Below are 14,502 nucleotides of genomic sequence, written 5' to 3' on the forward strand. Positions count from 1 at the left end.
AGCTCATGGCGATCCTGTTGTCCCTGGTGTCGATGTTGTCGACGCTGTTCGGCGGTTTCGTAGCGATGCGGATCGGCGACCGCAAGCACCTGGTTCTCGGGCTGGCCGCCGGGGTGATGTTCGGTGTGGTCGCGTTCGACCTGATCCCCGAGGCGCTGGAACAGTCCGACGGCATGTTCCGGGGCATCCCGTACGTGTTGATCGCCGCGGTGCTCGGCTTCCTCAGCCTGCACGTGATCGAGCGCGCGGTCGCCGTCCACCGCGGCCACGAGCAGGAATTCGGTACGCACAAGCACGGTCTCGAGTCGGTCGGCCTGCTCGCGGCGGGCGGCCTGATCTTCCACAGCACCCTGGACGGTTTCGGCATCGGCCTCGGCTACCAGGCGGGCGCGGCGGTCGGCCTGTCCGTGGCGATCGCTGTCATCTGCCACGACTTCGCCGACGGTTTCAACACTTTCACCATCCCCACCGTCTACGGCAACGCCCGCAAACGCGCCCTCACCCTGCTGGCCCTCGACGCCATCGCGCCCGTGATAGGCGCCATCCTGGGCACCCTGATCCACGTCCCCGAGAACTGGATCGGCCTCTACATGGGCTACTTCGCCGGCTTCCTGCTCTACCTCGCCACCGCCGACATCCTCCCCGAGGCCCACGCGGGCCACCCCTCCCGCCTGACCCTCCTGTGCACCCTGTTCGGCGTAGCCGCCATGTTCGCCGTCGCCGCCGTCAGCCATTGAGCAACATCAGACACAGCCTGACCGGTCGTGCGGTGTGGCGGCGGTAGCGTTCGGCGGATGGACACGCTGAACTCGGTGATCGTCGATGTCAATGATGTGTTCTGGAACTGGCTGCTGATTCCGCTGGTCATAGCGGCGGGGCTGTACTTCACCGTGCGCAGTGGGGTGGTGCAGGTGCGGATGTTGCCGGAGATGTTCAAGGTGGTGGCCGAGAAGGGGCCGACGGCGGCGGACGGGAAGAAGGCGGTGTCGGCCTTCGGGGCGTTCAGTATCTCGGCGGCGGCTCGGGTGGGCACGGGCAATATCGCGGGGGTCGCGACCGCGATCAGTGTCGGTGGGCCGGGGGCGGTGTTCTGGATGTGGGCGATGGCTACGGTCGGGGCTGCGTCGGCATTCGTGGAATCGACGCTCGCCCAGCTCTACAAGCGGCGGGAGAGCGAACCGGGCACCTTCCGCGGCGGTCCGGCGTACTACATGGAGTACGGGCTGCGCCGTCGGTGGCAGGGACTGGCCTTCGCGGTGATCATCACCGTGACCTTCGGATTCGTGTTCAACGCGGTGCAGTCCAACACCATCGTGGCCACCGGGCGGGCGTCGCTGTCGGCGCTGGACGGTGACTGGTTCGCGCCGCTGGTCGGGCTCTGCCTGATCACGTTGCTCGGGGTGGTGATCTTCGGCGGGGTGCGCCGGATCAGCCACATCACCGAGGTGCTGGTTCCGGTGATGGCGGTGGTGTACCTGCTGCTCGGCATCGCGGTGGTGGCGCTGAACATCACCGACCTGCCGCGGGTGCTCGCCGATATCGTCGGCGGGGCGTTCGGGCTGCGCGAGGTGGTCGGCGGCGGAATCGGGACCGCGCTCGCGCAAGGCATCCGGCGCGGCATGTTCTCCAATGAGGCGGGGCTCGGGTCCTCACCCAATGCCGCTGCGGCGGCGGATGTCTCGCATCCGGTGAAGCAGGGCCTGGTCCAGTCGCTCGGCGTCTACTTCGACACCCTGCTGATCTGCTCGATCACCGCGTTCATCATCCTGACCACCGACCCTGATCTGTCCGAGCGGCGCAGCGCCGACCTGACCCAGAGCGCACTCCAGGCGTCGCTGGGCAGCTGGGCGGGCCACGTGCTCACCGCGGTGGTGTTCCTGCTCGCGTTCAGCTCGATGATCGGCAATTTCTACTACGGTCGCGCCAATATCGAATTCATCACCACCCGTCCCCAGGTGCTCACCGCGTTCCGAATCCTGGTGCTGGTGGCCGTCTTCGGCGGCGCGCTGGGCTCGGTGAGCCTGATCTGGAACCTGGCCGACGTGTTCATGGGCGTGATGGCGCTGGTCAACCTGGCCGCGATCATCCCGCTCGGCGTCGTCGCGTTCCGCCTGCTCGCCGACTACCGCGCTCAACGCAGTGCGGGTGAAGACCCGGTATATGTGCACAGTGCCGACATCGCCGACCCGGCGGGCGTGCAGTGCTGGCAGGCAACGATTGCGTCGAGCTTGCCCGGTAAACCCGCCCATTAGTGGTAGGCATGGGAAATGGCGAAACAGTGGACCGAAACGGCCGATATCGCGCTGCGCGCCGACGGTCAGCGCGTCGCTGATCTGGACACCTCGAGCACGCCGGGCTTCAGCGGCGGCAAGCGCCTGGGCAAGGAACTGCTCGCCGAACGGGCGACGGTGCTCTCGGTCTTGCAGGAGAAGCTGTTCGCGCACGGCCGCACCGGTGGACAGCGCAGCGTGCTGCTGATCTTGCAGGGCATGGACACCGCGGGCAAGGGCGGCATCGTGCGCCACGTCATCGGGTCGGTCGACCCGCAGGGCGTCGACCACGCGTCTTTCGGCGTGCCCACCGACCTGGAGAAGCAGCACGATTTCCTGTGGCGCATCCGCAACAAGCTGCCCGCCCACGGTCAGATCGGCGTCTTCGACCGCTCCCAGTACGAGGACGTGCTGGTGGTGCGGGTGCACGACCTCGTGCCGCAGGCGGAGTGGGAGCAGCGCTACGACCAGATCAACGCGTTCGAGAAGGAGATCGCCGACGCGGGCACCACCATCGTGAAGGTCGCCATGTTCGTCTCCCTCGACGAGCAGAAGAGCAGGCTGCGCGAACGGCTGGAACGCCCGGACAAATACTGGAAGTTCAACCCCTCCGATATCACCGAACGCGCTTACTGGCCCGAATATCAGAAGGCGTACCAGGCCGTTCTCGACCGCACCAACACCGATTACGCGCCCTGGTACGTGCTGCCGTCGGACCACAAGTGGTACGCGCGCCTCGCGGTCACCGAATTGCTGATCGCCGCGCTGGCGCAGATGGAACTCGACTGGCCGCCCGCCGACTTCGATATCGCCGAGCAGTTGCGTCGACTCGACGAGTCCTGAATACGGGCAGGACGAGCATTGCGGAAACTCTCAGGTTCGGCCCGCATGATGTTCCCGGTGGGGAGCCAACGAGCGAAAGGCGTGTGACGACGGTGAGCACGGGCAAGAGCCCCTCGGGCAGGAATCCGCTGGCGGCGGCCGAGGCGGCCGACAAGAAGCGCAAGATCGCGATCCAGGTCGGCGTCGCCGCCGTCCTGGTCGCGCTGGTCGCGGCCATCGGCATCGGCATCGCGGTGAACAAGTCCGATTCCGACAAGGAATCGTCGACGACCTCGGCGGCGCAGCTGCCCGCGACGGGCGGGGCGGTCACCGAGACCGGCACGGTCGTGATCGGCAATCCTGATGCCAAGGTCAAGGTGCGCGTGGTCGCCGACCTCCAGTGCCCGGCCTGCAAGCAGTTCGAGGCAGCCAACGGTGCGACGCTCGCCAAGGCCGCCGCCGACGGCACTGCTTCCGTCGAGTACCAGATCATCTCGTTCCTCGACAAGGCCTCGACCGATCAGTATTCCTCGCGCGCGGCCAACGCCTCGTTCTGCGTGGCGAAGTCCGATACCACCAAGTACCAGTCCTGGTTGCAGACCATGTTCGAGAAGCAGCCCGCCGAGGGCGGTGCGGGTCTGAGCAACGACGAGCTCATCGAGATCGCCACCGACGCGGGGTACACCGATCCGGCCGTGGCGACCTGCATCAACGACAAGCCGTACAACGACTACATCCAGCAGGTCACCCAGACCACGCTGCAGAGTGGCGTGAAGTCGACGCCGTCGGTGTACATCAACGGCCAGCTGAACCAGACCGACGCGATCTTCACCGAGAACGGCCTGGCCCCCGTGATCGCTGACGCGGCGAAGTGATCACCGCCCCCGCCCGCTCGGCCTGGCTGCTGCTGATCGCCGGGCTGGCGGGCTGGCTGGCGTCGTTTACGCTCACCGTCGAACGGTTCAAGCTGTTCGTCGACCCGAACTACGTGACCTCGTGCAGCATCAACTCGGTGCTGTCGTGCGGGTCGATCATGAAGACCGACCAGGCCGCGGTCTTCGGTTTCCCCAACCCGCTCATCGGCGTCGTCGGATTCTCGGTGGTGGTGACCCTCGCCGTGCTGTCGGTGGTCGGTGTGGGCTTCCCGCGCTGGATCTGGGGCGGGCTGTGGCTCGGCACCGTGCTCGGCATCGCCGGACTGTGCTGGCTGATCTTCCAAAGCCTGTACCGGATCAACGCGCTGTGCCCGTACTGCATGGTGGTGTGGGTGGCGGTGCCGGTCCTGTTCGCGGTGACCACACAGGAACTGTGGGGCCGGTCGCGTGGGGCCATGGGAATCCTCGCCGAATGGCGCTGGACCCTGGTCGTGGTGTTCTACGCGGTGGTGCTGCTGCTGGTGTTCCTGAAGTTCCAGGACTACTGGCTAAGCCTGGTCTGACACGGGCTTGGTGGCGTCCACGTATTGCATGAAACGGTGGACGCGCTGGTCGATTTCGGTCAGGCCCGCGCGGGCGAACAGCTTCGGGAAGGTATCGCGGTCGAACAGGCGCAGGCCACTCAGGCTCGCGGCCAGGCTGCTCGCCGAGCCGAAGAGGTTGTCCTCGGCATAGCTGGTGCTGATCGCGATGCGCCCGCCCGGGGCGAGGACACGGATCATCTCGCGGGTGGCGACCAGCGGATCGGGGATCAGGTAGAGGGCGCCGAAACAGCAGACGGCGTCGAAGGTTCCGTCGGCGAACGGCAGCATGCGCGCGTCGCCGCGGACATAACCGACGCGCGGGCTCGCGTTGTCGGTGGCGGCCTTGGCCAGCATCGGCGCCGAGTAGTCCAGGCCGGTGACGAAACCGCCCTTGGTGAGGTACTCGCTGAGGTAGCCGGTGAAATTGCCTGGGCCGCACGCCACATCGAGCACCTTCATGGGGCCGCTCAGACGCAGGGCGCCGACCGCGTCGCGGCGGTCGGTGCCGGTGGTCCGGCCGCTGGCGAGGTAGAACAACGTGGGTCGCCACGCGTGCTCGTACACCGCGGCCAGCGCCGGGGCGTTCATCGTCCTGCGGGCGAGATTCACTGGCGCGCGACCTCGATGGTCATCCCGGCCTCGCGCAGCCGCGCGGTGAGCGCCTCGCCCATCGCCGATGCGGGGGTGAGCACGCCCGCGCGCTCGGGCAGGGTGTCGAAGGCCAGGCTCAGGCCGCTCTGGCCGAGCAGGACGGCGGTGGCCTGGTAGCCGGGATCGCCCGTGCCGGAGAAGGTGGCCTGGTATCTGGCGCCGGAGCTGGTGCGGGCGAAGGTCTTCATGGTGAACCACCCACTGCGGCGGGCCTTTTCGCTGGGGCCGGTGCCGGGCTTGGGCAGGATCCGGTCGAGCAGCTTGCGGCCGAGCGACACCCGCGACAGTGCCGCCTGCGACGCCATCGCGGCCACCATGCCGCCCGCGATACCCGCGGCTATCAGCGGCGCGGCGGCCGAGGTACCCGCGTTCATCACCTCGCGATAGCGGAACTGCTTGCCGTAGACCCAGCCGAGCAGGCCGTTGGTGCGGCGCACGACCTTGGTGTTGTGCGAGGCCATCACGAACGTGGTGACCCAGCCGTTCAGGCTGGGGTCGATGCTGTCGGCGCGGGCCAGCGCCTGATCGGACTGACGGCCGACATCGGGTTCCATGCTGCGATCCGGGCTCAGCGAGTACGGGTGGGCCAGGATCTTGCCGCGCGCGGAATCGGCCGCGACGTCCTCCATCATGGCGCGCCCGGAATCGATGGTGCCGCCGCTCACGCCGCCCTTGAGATAGGCGACCAGGGTGGTGTCCTCGAGCTCGCCGGTGTTGTCGGCGATGGTGGCGCGATAGATCTCGTACACGCTCAGATCCGACGGAATCGAGTCGTAGCCACAGGAATTCACGATCTTGGCGCCCGAGTCGACCGCGGTCTGCTCGTACTTCTCGATGGCGTCGTGGATGAACAGCGGCTCACCGGTGAGGTCGGCGTAGTGGGTGCCCGCCGCGGCACACGCGCCCAGCAGGGGCATGCCGTAGCGCAGGTACGGTCCGACAGTGGTGACCACGACCTTGGTGCGCTCGGCCATCGAGGCCAGCGATGCGGGGTCGCTGGAATCGGCGACGACGAGTTCCCATGTCGCGGCGGCGGGCCCGAGCTCGTCGCGGGTGGCGGCGAGCTTGCTCGCCGAACGGCCCGCCAGGGCGATCCTGGCGTCGGCCGGGGCCGCGGTGAGCAGGTATTCGGCGGTGAGTTTGCCGACGAAACCTGTTGCGCCGAACAGGATCAGGTCGAACTCACGGTGCTGCGGCATGACGCGCCTTTCGAAAGGTGATTCAGGGCTTGGTGGCCGGTGCGCCGGCCTTGCGGGGGGCGCGAGTCTTCTTCACCGGTTTCGGTGGATGAGTGGCGAGCCAATCACGGTGGGCCAGACCGAGTTCGGTGACCGGCGGATCGCCGTAGAGCCATTCCCTGGCGATCACATGCCAGTTGTTGGTGCTGTCGAGCTGGCCGAGCATGCCGAAGGTGAGGAAGTCGGCGCGGCGCGAGAACAGGTGTTCGGGCGGCAGATTCTGCTGCTTCATGCCGGTGAACTCGCTGGCCCTCGGGTCGACGGCGAGCAGGAACGCGCCGCTGGCCAGTTCCGGGGTGATGGTGAGTTCCTCGTCCACCAGACACCATTCCGAGGCGGCGAGCACGTATTCGAGGCATTCCTCGGCGCCGATCTCCTCGGGCGAATCGATCACGCCGCGATCGATCATCAGCTGCCGCAGGTCTTCCGCGCGGTCCTCGGCGGCCGCGCGCAGGCACTGGATCTCGAATCCGACCAGCTTGGGATCCATCCGGTTGAACAACCCGAAATCGAGAAAGGCGACCCGGCCGTCACGGGCGAGCAGCACATTGCCCGGGTGCGGGTCGCCACAGAACTCGTTGAAGCTGAACAGCGAGCCGACGTAGAAGCGGTAGATGATCTCGCCGACCCGGTCACGCACCGCGGCGGGCATTTTCCGCACCTCGTCGAAGCCGTCGCCGTCGATGAACTCGCTGACCAGCACGCGGGTGGTCGACAGCTCGGGTACCGAGGACGGCACCACGATGAACGGGTGGTCGCGGTACAGGTGCGCGATCTCGGCCTGGGTGGCGGCTTCGGCCTGGTAGTCGAGCTCGCTCTCCATGTTCAGTTTCAGCTCGTCGAGTACCGCGGGGGTGATCCACGGCATCGCCGAGGCCAGCACCCGGCGGAACATGGTGAGGTTCTTCAGATCCGCGCGCACGGCCGCGTCGACCCCGGGGTACTGGACCTTCACCGCGACAGCACGGCCGTCGTTCAGCGTGGCCCGGTACACCTGGCCGATCGAGGCGGCGGCGATCGGCTCCGGATCGAATTCGGCGAAGATCTCCGCCAGCGGGGCACCGAAATCCTGCTCGATCACCGTGCGCATGGACTCGAACGACACCGTCGGCGCCGCGTTGCGCAGCACGGCCAGGCGCTGCTGGAACCGCTCGCGATGGTTCTCCGGCACCAGATCCAGGTCGAGCACCGACATCATCTGGCCCAGCTTCATCGCGACGCCCTTCATGGTGCCCAGCACCATGACCACCTGTTCGGTGGTGCGGATCATCGACTCCTCGGCCATCCGCGCGCGCACGGCCTCCGAGCGGCCGCGCATCGACAATCTGGTCTTCTTCGAGCGGATGACCGACCCCGCCGCGACTGCCCCCAGCTTCGTCCCGCGGGCAAGCCGGGAAGTCGGCACGTTCTTCGCCATCGAGATACCTCCGTTGGTGCCGACGCGCACGGCGGTGACACAAGCCACAGCGTCCCGCCCGGGTTCAGCGTAGCCAACCGCGCGCCGTTGTCGAGCCCGGCTCCCTCGAACGCGGGAAATCCCGGGTCAGGGCGACTGTTGCGGCATTTCGGGGAGCGGATGCGGCTGCGCGGTGAAGATCTCGGGTGAACCGCCCGCGCGGGCCATGCCCTCGATCGCACTCCAGGCCATCATCGTGAGGTAGTCGATGACGTCCTGACGCGGCATGGCTTTGTCGGTGGTGGTCCACCAGTGGGTGGCCAGCTGAATGCCGCCGACCAGCACGTACGACCACAGCATCGCGCCCTCGGTGCGGATGCCCTTGGCGCCGGCCCGGTCGACCAGCACCGTGGTGACCACCTCGGCGAAGAGGCGCTCGAACTCCGCGAGCGAGGACTTGTCGCCCGCGGCATTGCTCATGATGAACCGGTAGACCTCGGGGTCGTCGTCGACGGTGCCGACGTATTCGGTCATCGCGGCGCGCACGAGTTGGTATTCGTCGGCGTCGAGACTGATCGCGCCGTACACCCGGGGCAGCAGCGTGGTTTCGATGAACCGCTGCATGGTGGCGTGGACCAGGTCGTTCTTGTCCGCGAAGTAGCGGTACAGCACGGTCTTGGACACGCCGATCTCGGTGGCGATCTCGTCCATGCCCGCCTGGCTGCCCCGCGCGCGGATGGCGTTGAGCGTGCCGTCGACCAGCTCCTCGCGGCGGTCGATCTTGTGCTGTCGCCACCGACGTTTGCGGCCGTCGGCCTGGCCGCCGCCGCCGCGCACACTGGCTCGGCTCGACTGCTCGCCGATCTCGACAAGGTCTTCGGTGGACAGAACAGCCCCCTCGTGATCGATGTTGGCGTCTTTAGTCAACAGCTTAGGCGCGCCGGTGTGGGGTGGCGCTCCTTTGGCCCACGTTGCGGCATTTACCACACTCGAGTGCTTACGCGCGCGTACGACAAACCGCGCGGTTCGCCGTGTCGTGGGCGACGCCACGCGGGGTTGGCGGCGGCGCACTCGCCGTGCGCACAGCAGAATGGGGGCTATGGAGAAATCTCCCGGCAACACGGCGGTTCTCACGCCGCGCACCGAGCCCGCCGCACAGCCCGCCGGCTTCGCGGTGATGACCGACGAGGCGGGCAAAAAACGTGACCTGTTCAAGATGAAGGCGCTGGCGACCAGTTTCCTGCTGGTGGCCAGTGTGATCTACCTGCTGTGCCGCTGGCTCGAATCGCGCGGCGGCGGTGGCGAGTGGGTGGGCTATGTCCGCGCGGCCTCGGAGGCGGGCATGGTCGGCGCACTGGCCGACTGGTTCGCGGTCACCGCGCTGTTCAAGCACCCGCTGGGTCTGCCGATCCCGCACACCGCGATCATCCGTAAGAAGAAGGACCAGCTCGGCGAGAGCCTGGGCGCCTTCGTGGGCACCAACTTCCTCGCCCCCGACGTGGTCTCGGCGCGCTTGGACTCGGCGCAGATCTCGCTGCGGGTGGGCCGGTGGATGGCCGATCCGGCGCACGCGGCCCGGGTGGCGCAGGAGAGCGCGACGATCCTGACCGCGGTGGTCAACACCCTGCGCGACGAGGACGTCGAGCAGATCATCGACAACACCATCGTCAAGCGGATCGCCGAACCGCTGTGGGGGCCGCCGCTGGGCCGGGTGCTCTCGGAGATGATCGCCGACAACCGGCAGCGGCCGCTGATCGACCTGCTGGCCGAGCGCGCCCATCAGTGGGCGCTGGGTTCCCAGGACACGATCGACCGGATCGTGGTGCGCGATGCGCCGCAATGGGCACCGAAATTTGTCAATACATTGCTGTCGGAGCGAATTTATCGGGAACTCGTCGAGTTCACCTGGAAGGTGCGCTCCGATCCTGATCACGAATTGCGCCGGGCCGCCGATCGCTTTCTCCAGGATTTCGCCGAGGACCTGCAACACGACGACGCGATGATCGCCAAGGCGGAGAAGGTCAAAGCCGAGATCATGGGCCGCGAGCAGATCACCGGAATGGCCGAGGCCACCTGGCGGGCGGCGAAGCGATTGATCTTGGAATCGGCCGAAGATCCCGATTCCACCCTTCGGCGCAAGGTGGCCGAGAATGTGCAGCAGCTCGGCGAGCGCCTCCGCGACGACCCGGAGATGCGTGGCAAAGTGGACGGGTGGATCGATCGCGGTGCTCGCTATCTGGTCGGTAACTACTCCGCGGAGATCACGACATTGGTGACCGATACGGTCGCGCGCTGGGACGCCGACGAGGCGAGCAGGAAGATCGAATTGCAGGTCGGTCGGGATCTGCAATTCATCAGGATCAACGGCACGGTCGTCGGCTCGCTCGCCGGCCTGGCCATCTACACGATCTCGCAGCTGCTGTTCCACTGAACGACCTGGTAACCGGGGCTGCGTACGCGTTAGCCGACCGGGTGCTAACTGTAGTGCTTGCAATAGCTAGCACCCTGTTCTACTATTGGCCTTACAACGCCAGAAGGTGAGCGATGACAGACCAACCCGAGAGTCGTGTAGCGCACGCGGCTCAAGATATCGGAGGTTTCATCAGGGCACAGCGCGAAGGTGCGCAGGTGTCCCTGCGTCAGCTCGCCGCTCTGGCGGGGGTAAGTAATCCGTACCTGAGCCAAATCGAACGCGGATTACGTAATCCCTCCGCCGAAGTACTCGCGCAGATCGCCAAGGCACTGCGGGTTTCCTCGGAGGTGTTGTATGTGCGGGCAGGATTTCTGGAGCAGCGTCCGCACAGCCCGGTCCGTGACGCCCTGCTCGCCGACACTTCGGTGTCCGAGCGGCAGAAACAGGTGTTGCTGGAAATCTATGAGTCGTTTCGCCGGGAAAACGGGGAAGAAGCCGGCTCAGGGGGGAACGAACGAGACACTGACGTTTCGTTCACGACAACTGACACTCCGCCACACCAGGAGACTGAAGACTGATGACCGAGAAGACCGCCACTGTGACCAAGCCGCTGTTCGCCACCGTCGGCGCCGGTGACGCCATCTACGCCGCCGTGAACGACGTCGTCGCCGACGTGCGTGGCCGCGTTGCCACCGCCGACCCGAAGGCCCGCGTCGAAGAGGCCCGCGAGCGCATCGCGAACGTGCCCGCCGATGTGCAGGCCCAGTTCGACACCCTGCGTGACCGTATCTCCGGCTTGCCGTCGGAGCTGCCGGAGGACCTCGCCGAGCTGCGCGAGAAGTTCACCCCCGAAGAGCTGCGCAAGCTGGCCGAGCAGTACTACCGCCAGGCGCTCGACATCTACGCCGATCTCGCCGTTCGCGGCGAGGAGACCGTCGACCGGCTGCGTGCCAACCAGGCCGTCGACGAGCAGATCGGCCGCGTCGAGAACCTCTACAAGGATGCCTCCGCTCGCGCCGAGGATGCCCTGACCAAGGTCAACGACCTGCTGGGCCGCACCAAGGCTGAGGCCGAAGCGGTGGCCGACAAGGTCGACGCCGTGGTCGAGGCCGAGGTCGTCGCCGTCACCACCGAGCCGGCTCCGGCCAAGGCTCCCGCCGCCAAGAAGGCTCCGGCCAAGAAGGCCGCTCCGGCCAAGAAGGCTGCCGCGCCCAAGAAGGTCTAACCTTCGCGCAGTACCGCTGACAGCGGCCCCGTACACCAGGTGTGTGCGGGGCCGCTGTTCGTATGATGGGGGTGTGAACATGGTGAATGGGATGACCTCGCTGATTCTGCTGATCCTGTGGATCGGCGCCTTCGGCGCGACGGTATTCGCGCTCATTCACGCTGTGCGCCAGCGTTCGGATGCCTTCACCGCCGTCGACAAGATGACCAAACCGATCTGGCTGGCCATTCTCGGTGGTGCGCTGGTGTTTCTGCTGATCGGCATCGGCGGGCTGGGGATGCTGTCGTTCATCGCGATCATCGCGACCGGGGTGTATCTGGCCGATGTGCGCCCGAAGGTGGACGAGGTGCAGCGCGGCCCGCGCTGGTAAATAGCCCTCAGAAGGGCTCGCGGGTGAGTGGTACGCGGTGTTACTGTATCTATCAGTAACACAAAGGAGTGTGCCGATGCGCGCAAAGATGCCGACGGCTCTGGTGAACCTGGTCGACCGGGTGTCCACCGTGGTCGAGACCACCCTCGCGGCCCACCGGGCGGATCTGCGGACGCGGACGCACGGGATCGCGGCCTTCGATCCGCCGCGGGTACCGCACGACGTGATCCCCGTGGTCACCGCCGACGGCGCCCGCCTGCGGGTGCACGCCTACGGCCCGGTCGACGCGCCCGTCATCGTGTTCGCCCACGGCTGGACGTGTTCGATCGAGTACTGGAACGCCCAGATCAACGCCTTCGCCGGCGAGTACCGCGTGGTCGCCTACGACCAGCGCGGCCACGGCGAGAGCACCAACGGCTACGCCCGCCCGAGCACCAATCTGCTCGCCGACGACCTGTGCGACGTGCTCGACGCCGTGCTGCTGCCGGGTCAGCGCGCGGTACTGGCCGGGCACAGCATGGGCGGGATGACGCTCATCGCCTGGGCGGGCCGTTACCCGGAGCGGGTCGCCGAACAGGCCGCCGCGGTGATCCTCACCAACACCGGCGCGCACTCACTGGTCGAGGTGTCGACCATGGTTCCCGGTCTGAACATCCCGCTGCGGATTCTCGGCGGCCGTTCGATGCCGACGCCGGACTGGCTCGGCAAGCTCATTCTCGGCACCCCGGTGGTGTTCCCGCCGATCAAGCCGGTGCGCTGGATCTTCGCCCGGCAGGTGATGACCCTCGATACCTCGCGCGAGAAGCTGAATTACGCGCTGTCGGTGGTGCGCGGCTGTCCGATGATGACGCGTTCGCGCTACGGGTTCCTGCTCACCGAGCTGCACCTGGGCGATGACGCGAAGAATTTCTCGGTCCCGACCACCGTGCTCGCGGGCGATCGCGACGACATGACCCCGGCGATCCACGCCGAGCGCCTGGCCGCGCTGCTCCAGGAAGCAGGCACGCTCGCCGGGTTCAAGGTGCTGCCGACCGGACACCTCGGCAATGTCGAACGCTTCGACCTGTTCAACGCCGAGGTGGCCCGAGTGCTGGCCGCCGTCAACGAGCCCGTGCGCGCCCTGGCCTGACCGCCTGCGAGAATCGGCGGATGAGTTCTACCGCTGTGACCTCGGACGACCGTCGGTTCGTGCTGACCCTCGGGTGCCCGGACCGGCCGGGCGTCATCGCCCGGATCTCCTCGTTCATCGCCGGCTTCGGCGGCTCGATCGTGGAGGCCGGGTATCACTCCGACGGTGACATCGGCTGGTTCTTCACCCGCCAGGCTGTGAAGGCCTCGACGGTGCCGTTCTCCATCGACGAGCTGCGGGTGCGCTTCGCCGAGGTGGCCGCCGAGTTCGGTCCCGAGACCGAATGGCAGCTGCACGATTCCGGTGCCCCGCGGCGCGCGGTGCTGCTGGTCAGCAAGGACGGGCACTGCCTGCACGACCTGCTCGGCCGCGCACAGGCCGGTGAGCTGCCCGCGACCATCGAGGCCGTGATCGGCAACCACCCCGACCTCGCGGGCATGACCGAGGCGCACGGGGTGAAGTTCCATTACGTGCCGTTCCCGAAGGACCCGGCCGAGCGCGGTCCGGCCTTCGAGCAGGTGCGCGACCTCGTCGACTCCCACGACCCGCACGCCGTGGTGCTCGCCCGTTTCATGCAGGTGCTGCCCGCCGAGCTGTGCGAGCACTGGGCCGGGCGCGCGCTCAACATCCACCACAGCTTCCTGCCCTCGTTCGTCGGCGCCCGGCCCTATCACCAGGCGTATGCGCGCGGGGTGAAGCTGATCGGGGCGACCTGCCACTACGTCACCGCCGAGCTGGACGCGGGGCCCATCATCGAGCAGGACGTGATCCGCGTCGATCACGCCGACGACGTGCGTGACATGGTCAGACAGGGACGTGACATCGAGCGTGTCGTGCTCGCGCGTGGACTGCGCTGGCACCTGGAGGGCCGGGTGCTCGTGCACGGTCGCCGCACGGTCGTCTTCGAATGACCTATAGGTCGTAAAACGGTGCCGGATAACGGAATTCACCGGTCACGGCGGAATCGTAGGCCGTGAGCGGGCGGACCTGGAAGTACGGCGCCCACTCGGCTTCGTCGGGCACGACGCCGAGCCGCGCGCCGGGGACGAAGCCGAAGCGGGCGTAGTAGTCGGGATCGCCGACCAGGCCGACGACCGATTCGTCGAGGGCGTCGGCGGCGCCGAGGGCGGCGTGGACCAATGCCGAGCCGATCCCGGACTTCTGATGCTCCGGATCGACGCCGAGCGGACCCAGCGCGAGCACCGGGAACGGGCCGATTCCGGCTCTGGTGAGACAGATGTGCCCCACGACGGTGTCGTACTCGAGGGCGACCAGCGACAGCGTGGGCATCCACGACTCGTCGGTACGTAGCGTCTCGACGAGGGCGGGTTCGGGTGGTTCGGTGACGGCCGGATCGCCCGCGTAATGCGGGGCGAACGCGGCGCGGTGGATCGCGGCGATCGCCGGGGCGTCCGCTGGGGTCTCGCGACGGATCAGCACAGGCTTAAGTCTCCAGGATTTGGGTACGGGAGCGCAATGATGTGCCGTGCCCGATGTTCCGGACTCGGCCGCGCGTGTGCGATGCTCGG

General features: G+C 67.1%; 16 protein-coding genes. 11 read left to right on the forward strand and 5 right to left on the reverse strand.

The genetic code is table 11. The features are described from left to right. Positions 1 to 5: 5 nt before the first annotated feature. From ACWF99_RS22300 to ACWF99_RS22320, 5 genes are all read left to right on the forward strand, one after another. Positions 6 to 737 carry a ZIP family metal transporter gene (locus ACWF99_RS22300; RefSeq protein WP_378655589.1) on the forward strand — a complete coding sequence of 244 codons (732 nt, stop codon included), beginning with the start codon at positions 6 to 8 and terminating at the stop codon, positions 735 to 737. Positions 738 to 794: 57 nt separating this feature from the next. After that, complete coding sequence (locus ACWF99_RS22305) at positions 795 to 2,252, forward strand: alanine/glycine:cation symporter family protein (RefSeq protein ID WP_452537279.1); 1,458 nt, start codon at positions 795 to 797, stop codon at positions 2,250 to 2,252. A gap of 15 nt (positions 2,253 to 2,267) precedes the next feature. Continuing rightward, the gene (locus ACWF99_RS22310; protein ID WP_452537280.1) at positions 2,268 to 3,113 is read left to right on the forward strand and encodes a polyphosphate kinase 2 family protein; all 846 of its coding nucleotides are present in this window, start codon (positions 2,268 to 2,270) and stop codon (positions 3,111 to 3,113) included. 83 nt (positions 3,114 to 3,196) lie between these two features. Further along, positions 3,197 to 3,967: a DsbA family protein gene (locus ACWF99_RS22315; RefSeq protein WP_378655583.1), complete on the forward strand. Its 771-nt coding sequence runs from the start codon at positions 3,197 to 3,199 to the stop codon at positions 3,965 to 3,967. Further along, entirely contained in the window at positions 3,967 to 4,530 is a 564-nt protein-coding gene (locus ACWF99_RS22320; protein ID WP_378655957.1) for a vitamin K epoxide reductase family protein, read from the forward strand. Before ACWF99_RS22315 ends, ACWF99_RS22320 begins: the two co-directional genes overlap by 1 nt. On the opposite strand, the gene ACWF99_RS22325 is transcribed toward ACWF99_RS22320, so the two are convergent. The 4 genes from ACWF99_RS22325 to ACWF99_RS22340 form a co-directional block, all read right to left on the reverse strand. Continuing rightward, positions 4,516 to 5,139: a class I SAM-dependent methyltransferase gene (locus ACWF99_RS22325; protein WP_378634038.1), complete on the reverse strand. Its 624-nt coding sequence runs from the start codon at positions 5,137 to 5,139 to the stop codon at positions 4,516 to 4,518. The genes ACWF99_RS22320 and ACWF99_RS22325 overlap by 15 nt on opposite strands. Before the next feature lie 17 nt (positions 5,140 to 5,156). Beyond that, complete coding sequence (locus ACWF99_RS22330) at positions 5,157 to 6,401, reverse strand: saccharopine dehydrogenase family protein (protein WP_452537281.1); 1,245 nt, start codon at positions 6,399 to 6,401, stop codon at positions 5,157 to 5,159. A 22-nt stretch (positions 6,402 to 6,423) separates the two neighbouring features. Next, positions 6,424 to 7,857, reverse strand: coding sequence for an ABC1 kinase family protein (locus ACWF99_RS22335; protein ID WP_378634044.1), 1,434 nt, complete (start codon positions 7,855 to 7,857; stop codon positions 6,424 to 6,426). A 126-nt stretch (positions 7,858 to 7,983) separates the two neighbouring features. Further along, positions 7,984 to 8,673 (reverse strand): TetR/AcrR family transcriptional regulator, encoded by a 690-nt coding sequence (locus tag ACWF99_RS22340; RefSeq protein WP_452537361.1) that lies wholly within the window; start codon positions 8,671 to 8,673, stop codon positions 7,984 to 7,986. Between the two features lie 262 nt (positions 8,674 to 8,935). Between ACWF99_RS22340 and ACWF99_RS22345 the strand changes: the two genes are divergently transcribed. The 6 genes from ACWF99_RS22345 to purU all read left to right on the forward strand — a co-directional run bounded on the left by ACWF99_RS22345 (position 8,936) and on the right by purU (position 13,884). Further along, a complete protein-coding gene (locus ACWF99_RS22345) occupies positions 8,936 to 10,267 on the forward strand; it encodes a DUF445 domain-containing protein (RefSeq protein WP_358061769.1) in 1,332 nt (443 codons plus the stop codon). A 113-nt stretch (positions 10,268 to 10,380) separates the two neighbouring features. Further along, complete coding sequence (locus ACWF99_RS22350) at positions 10,381 to 10,827, forward strand: helix-turn-helix domain-containing protein (protein WP_101465494.1); 447 nt, start codon at positions 10,381 to 10,383, stop codon at positions 10,825 to 10,827. Beyond that, positions 10,827 to 11,474: a heparin-binding hemagglutinin gene (locus ACWF99_RS22355; RefSeq protein WP_378634049.1), complete on the forward strand. Its 648-nt coding sequence runs from the start codon at positions 10,827 to 10,829 to the stop codon at positions 11,472 to 11,474. The genes ACWF99_RS22350 and ACWF99_RS22355 overlap by 1 nt, the downstream gene beginning before the upstream one ends. 79 nt (positions 11,475 to 11,553) lie before the next feature. After that, positions 11,554 to 11,844 (forward strand): DUF2516 family protein, encoded by a 291-nt coding sequence (locus tag ACWF99_RS22360; RefSeq protein ID WP_056814570.1) that lies wholly within the window; start codon positions 11,554 to 11,556, stop codon positions 11,842 to 11,844. Between the two features lie 76 nt (positions 11,845 to 11,920). Continuing rightward, a complete protein-coding gene (locus ACWF99_RS22365; RefSeq protein WP_378634052.1) occupies positions 11,921 to 12,973 on the forward strand; it encodes an alpha/beta fold hydrolase in 1,053 nt (350 codons plus the stop codon). Positions 12,974 to 12,993: 20 nt separating this feature from the next. Beyond that, positions 12,994 to 13,884, forward strand: a complete 891-nt coding sequence (gene purU, locus ACWF99_RS22370) for a formyltetrahydrofolate deformylase (protein WP_378634055.1) — start codon at positions 12,994 to 12,996, stop codon at positions 13,882 to 13,884. 1 nt (position 13,885) lies between these two features. Here purU and ACWF99_RS22375 read toward each other — a convergent pair whose 3' ends face one another. After that, complete coding sequence (locus tag ACWF99_RS22375; protein WP_378634058.1) at positions 13,886 to 14,413, reverse strand: GNAT family N-acetyltransferase; 528 nt, start codon at positions 14,411 to 14,413, stop codon at positions 13,886 to 13,888. Positions 14,414 to 14,502 lie beyond the last annotated feature (89 nt).

Source organism: Nocardia sp. NPDC055002 (assembly GCF_053608825.1).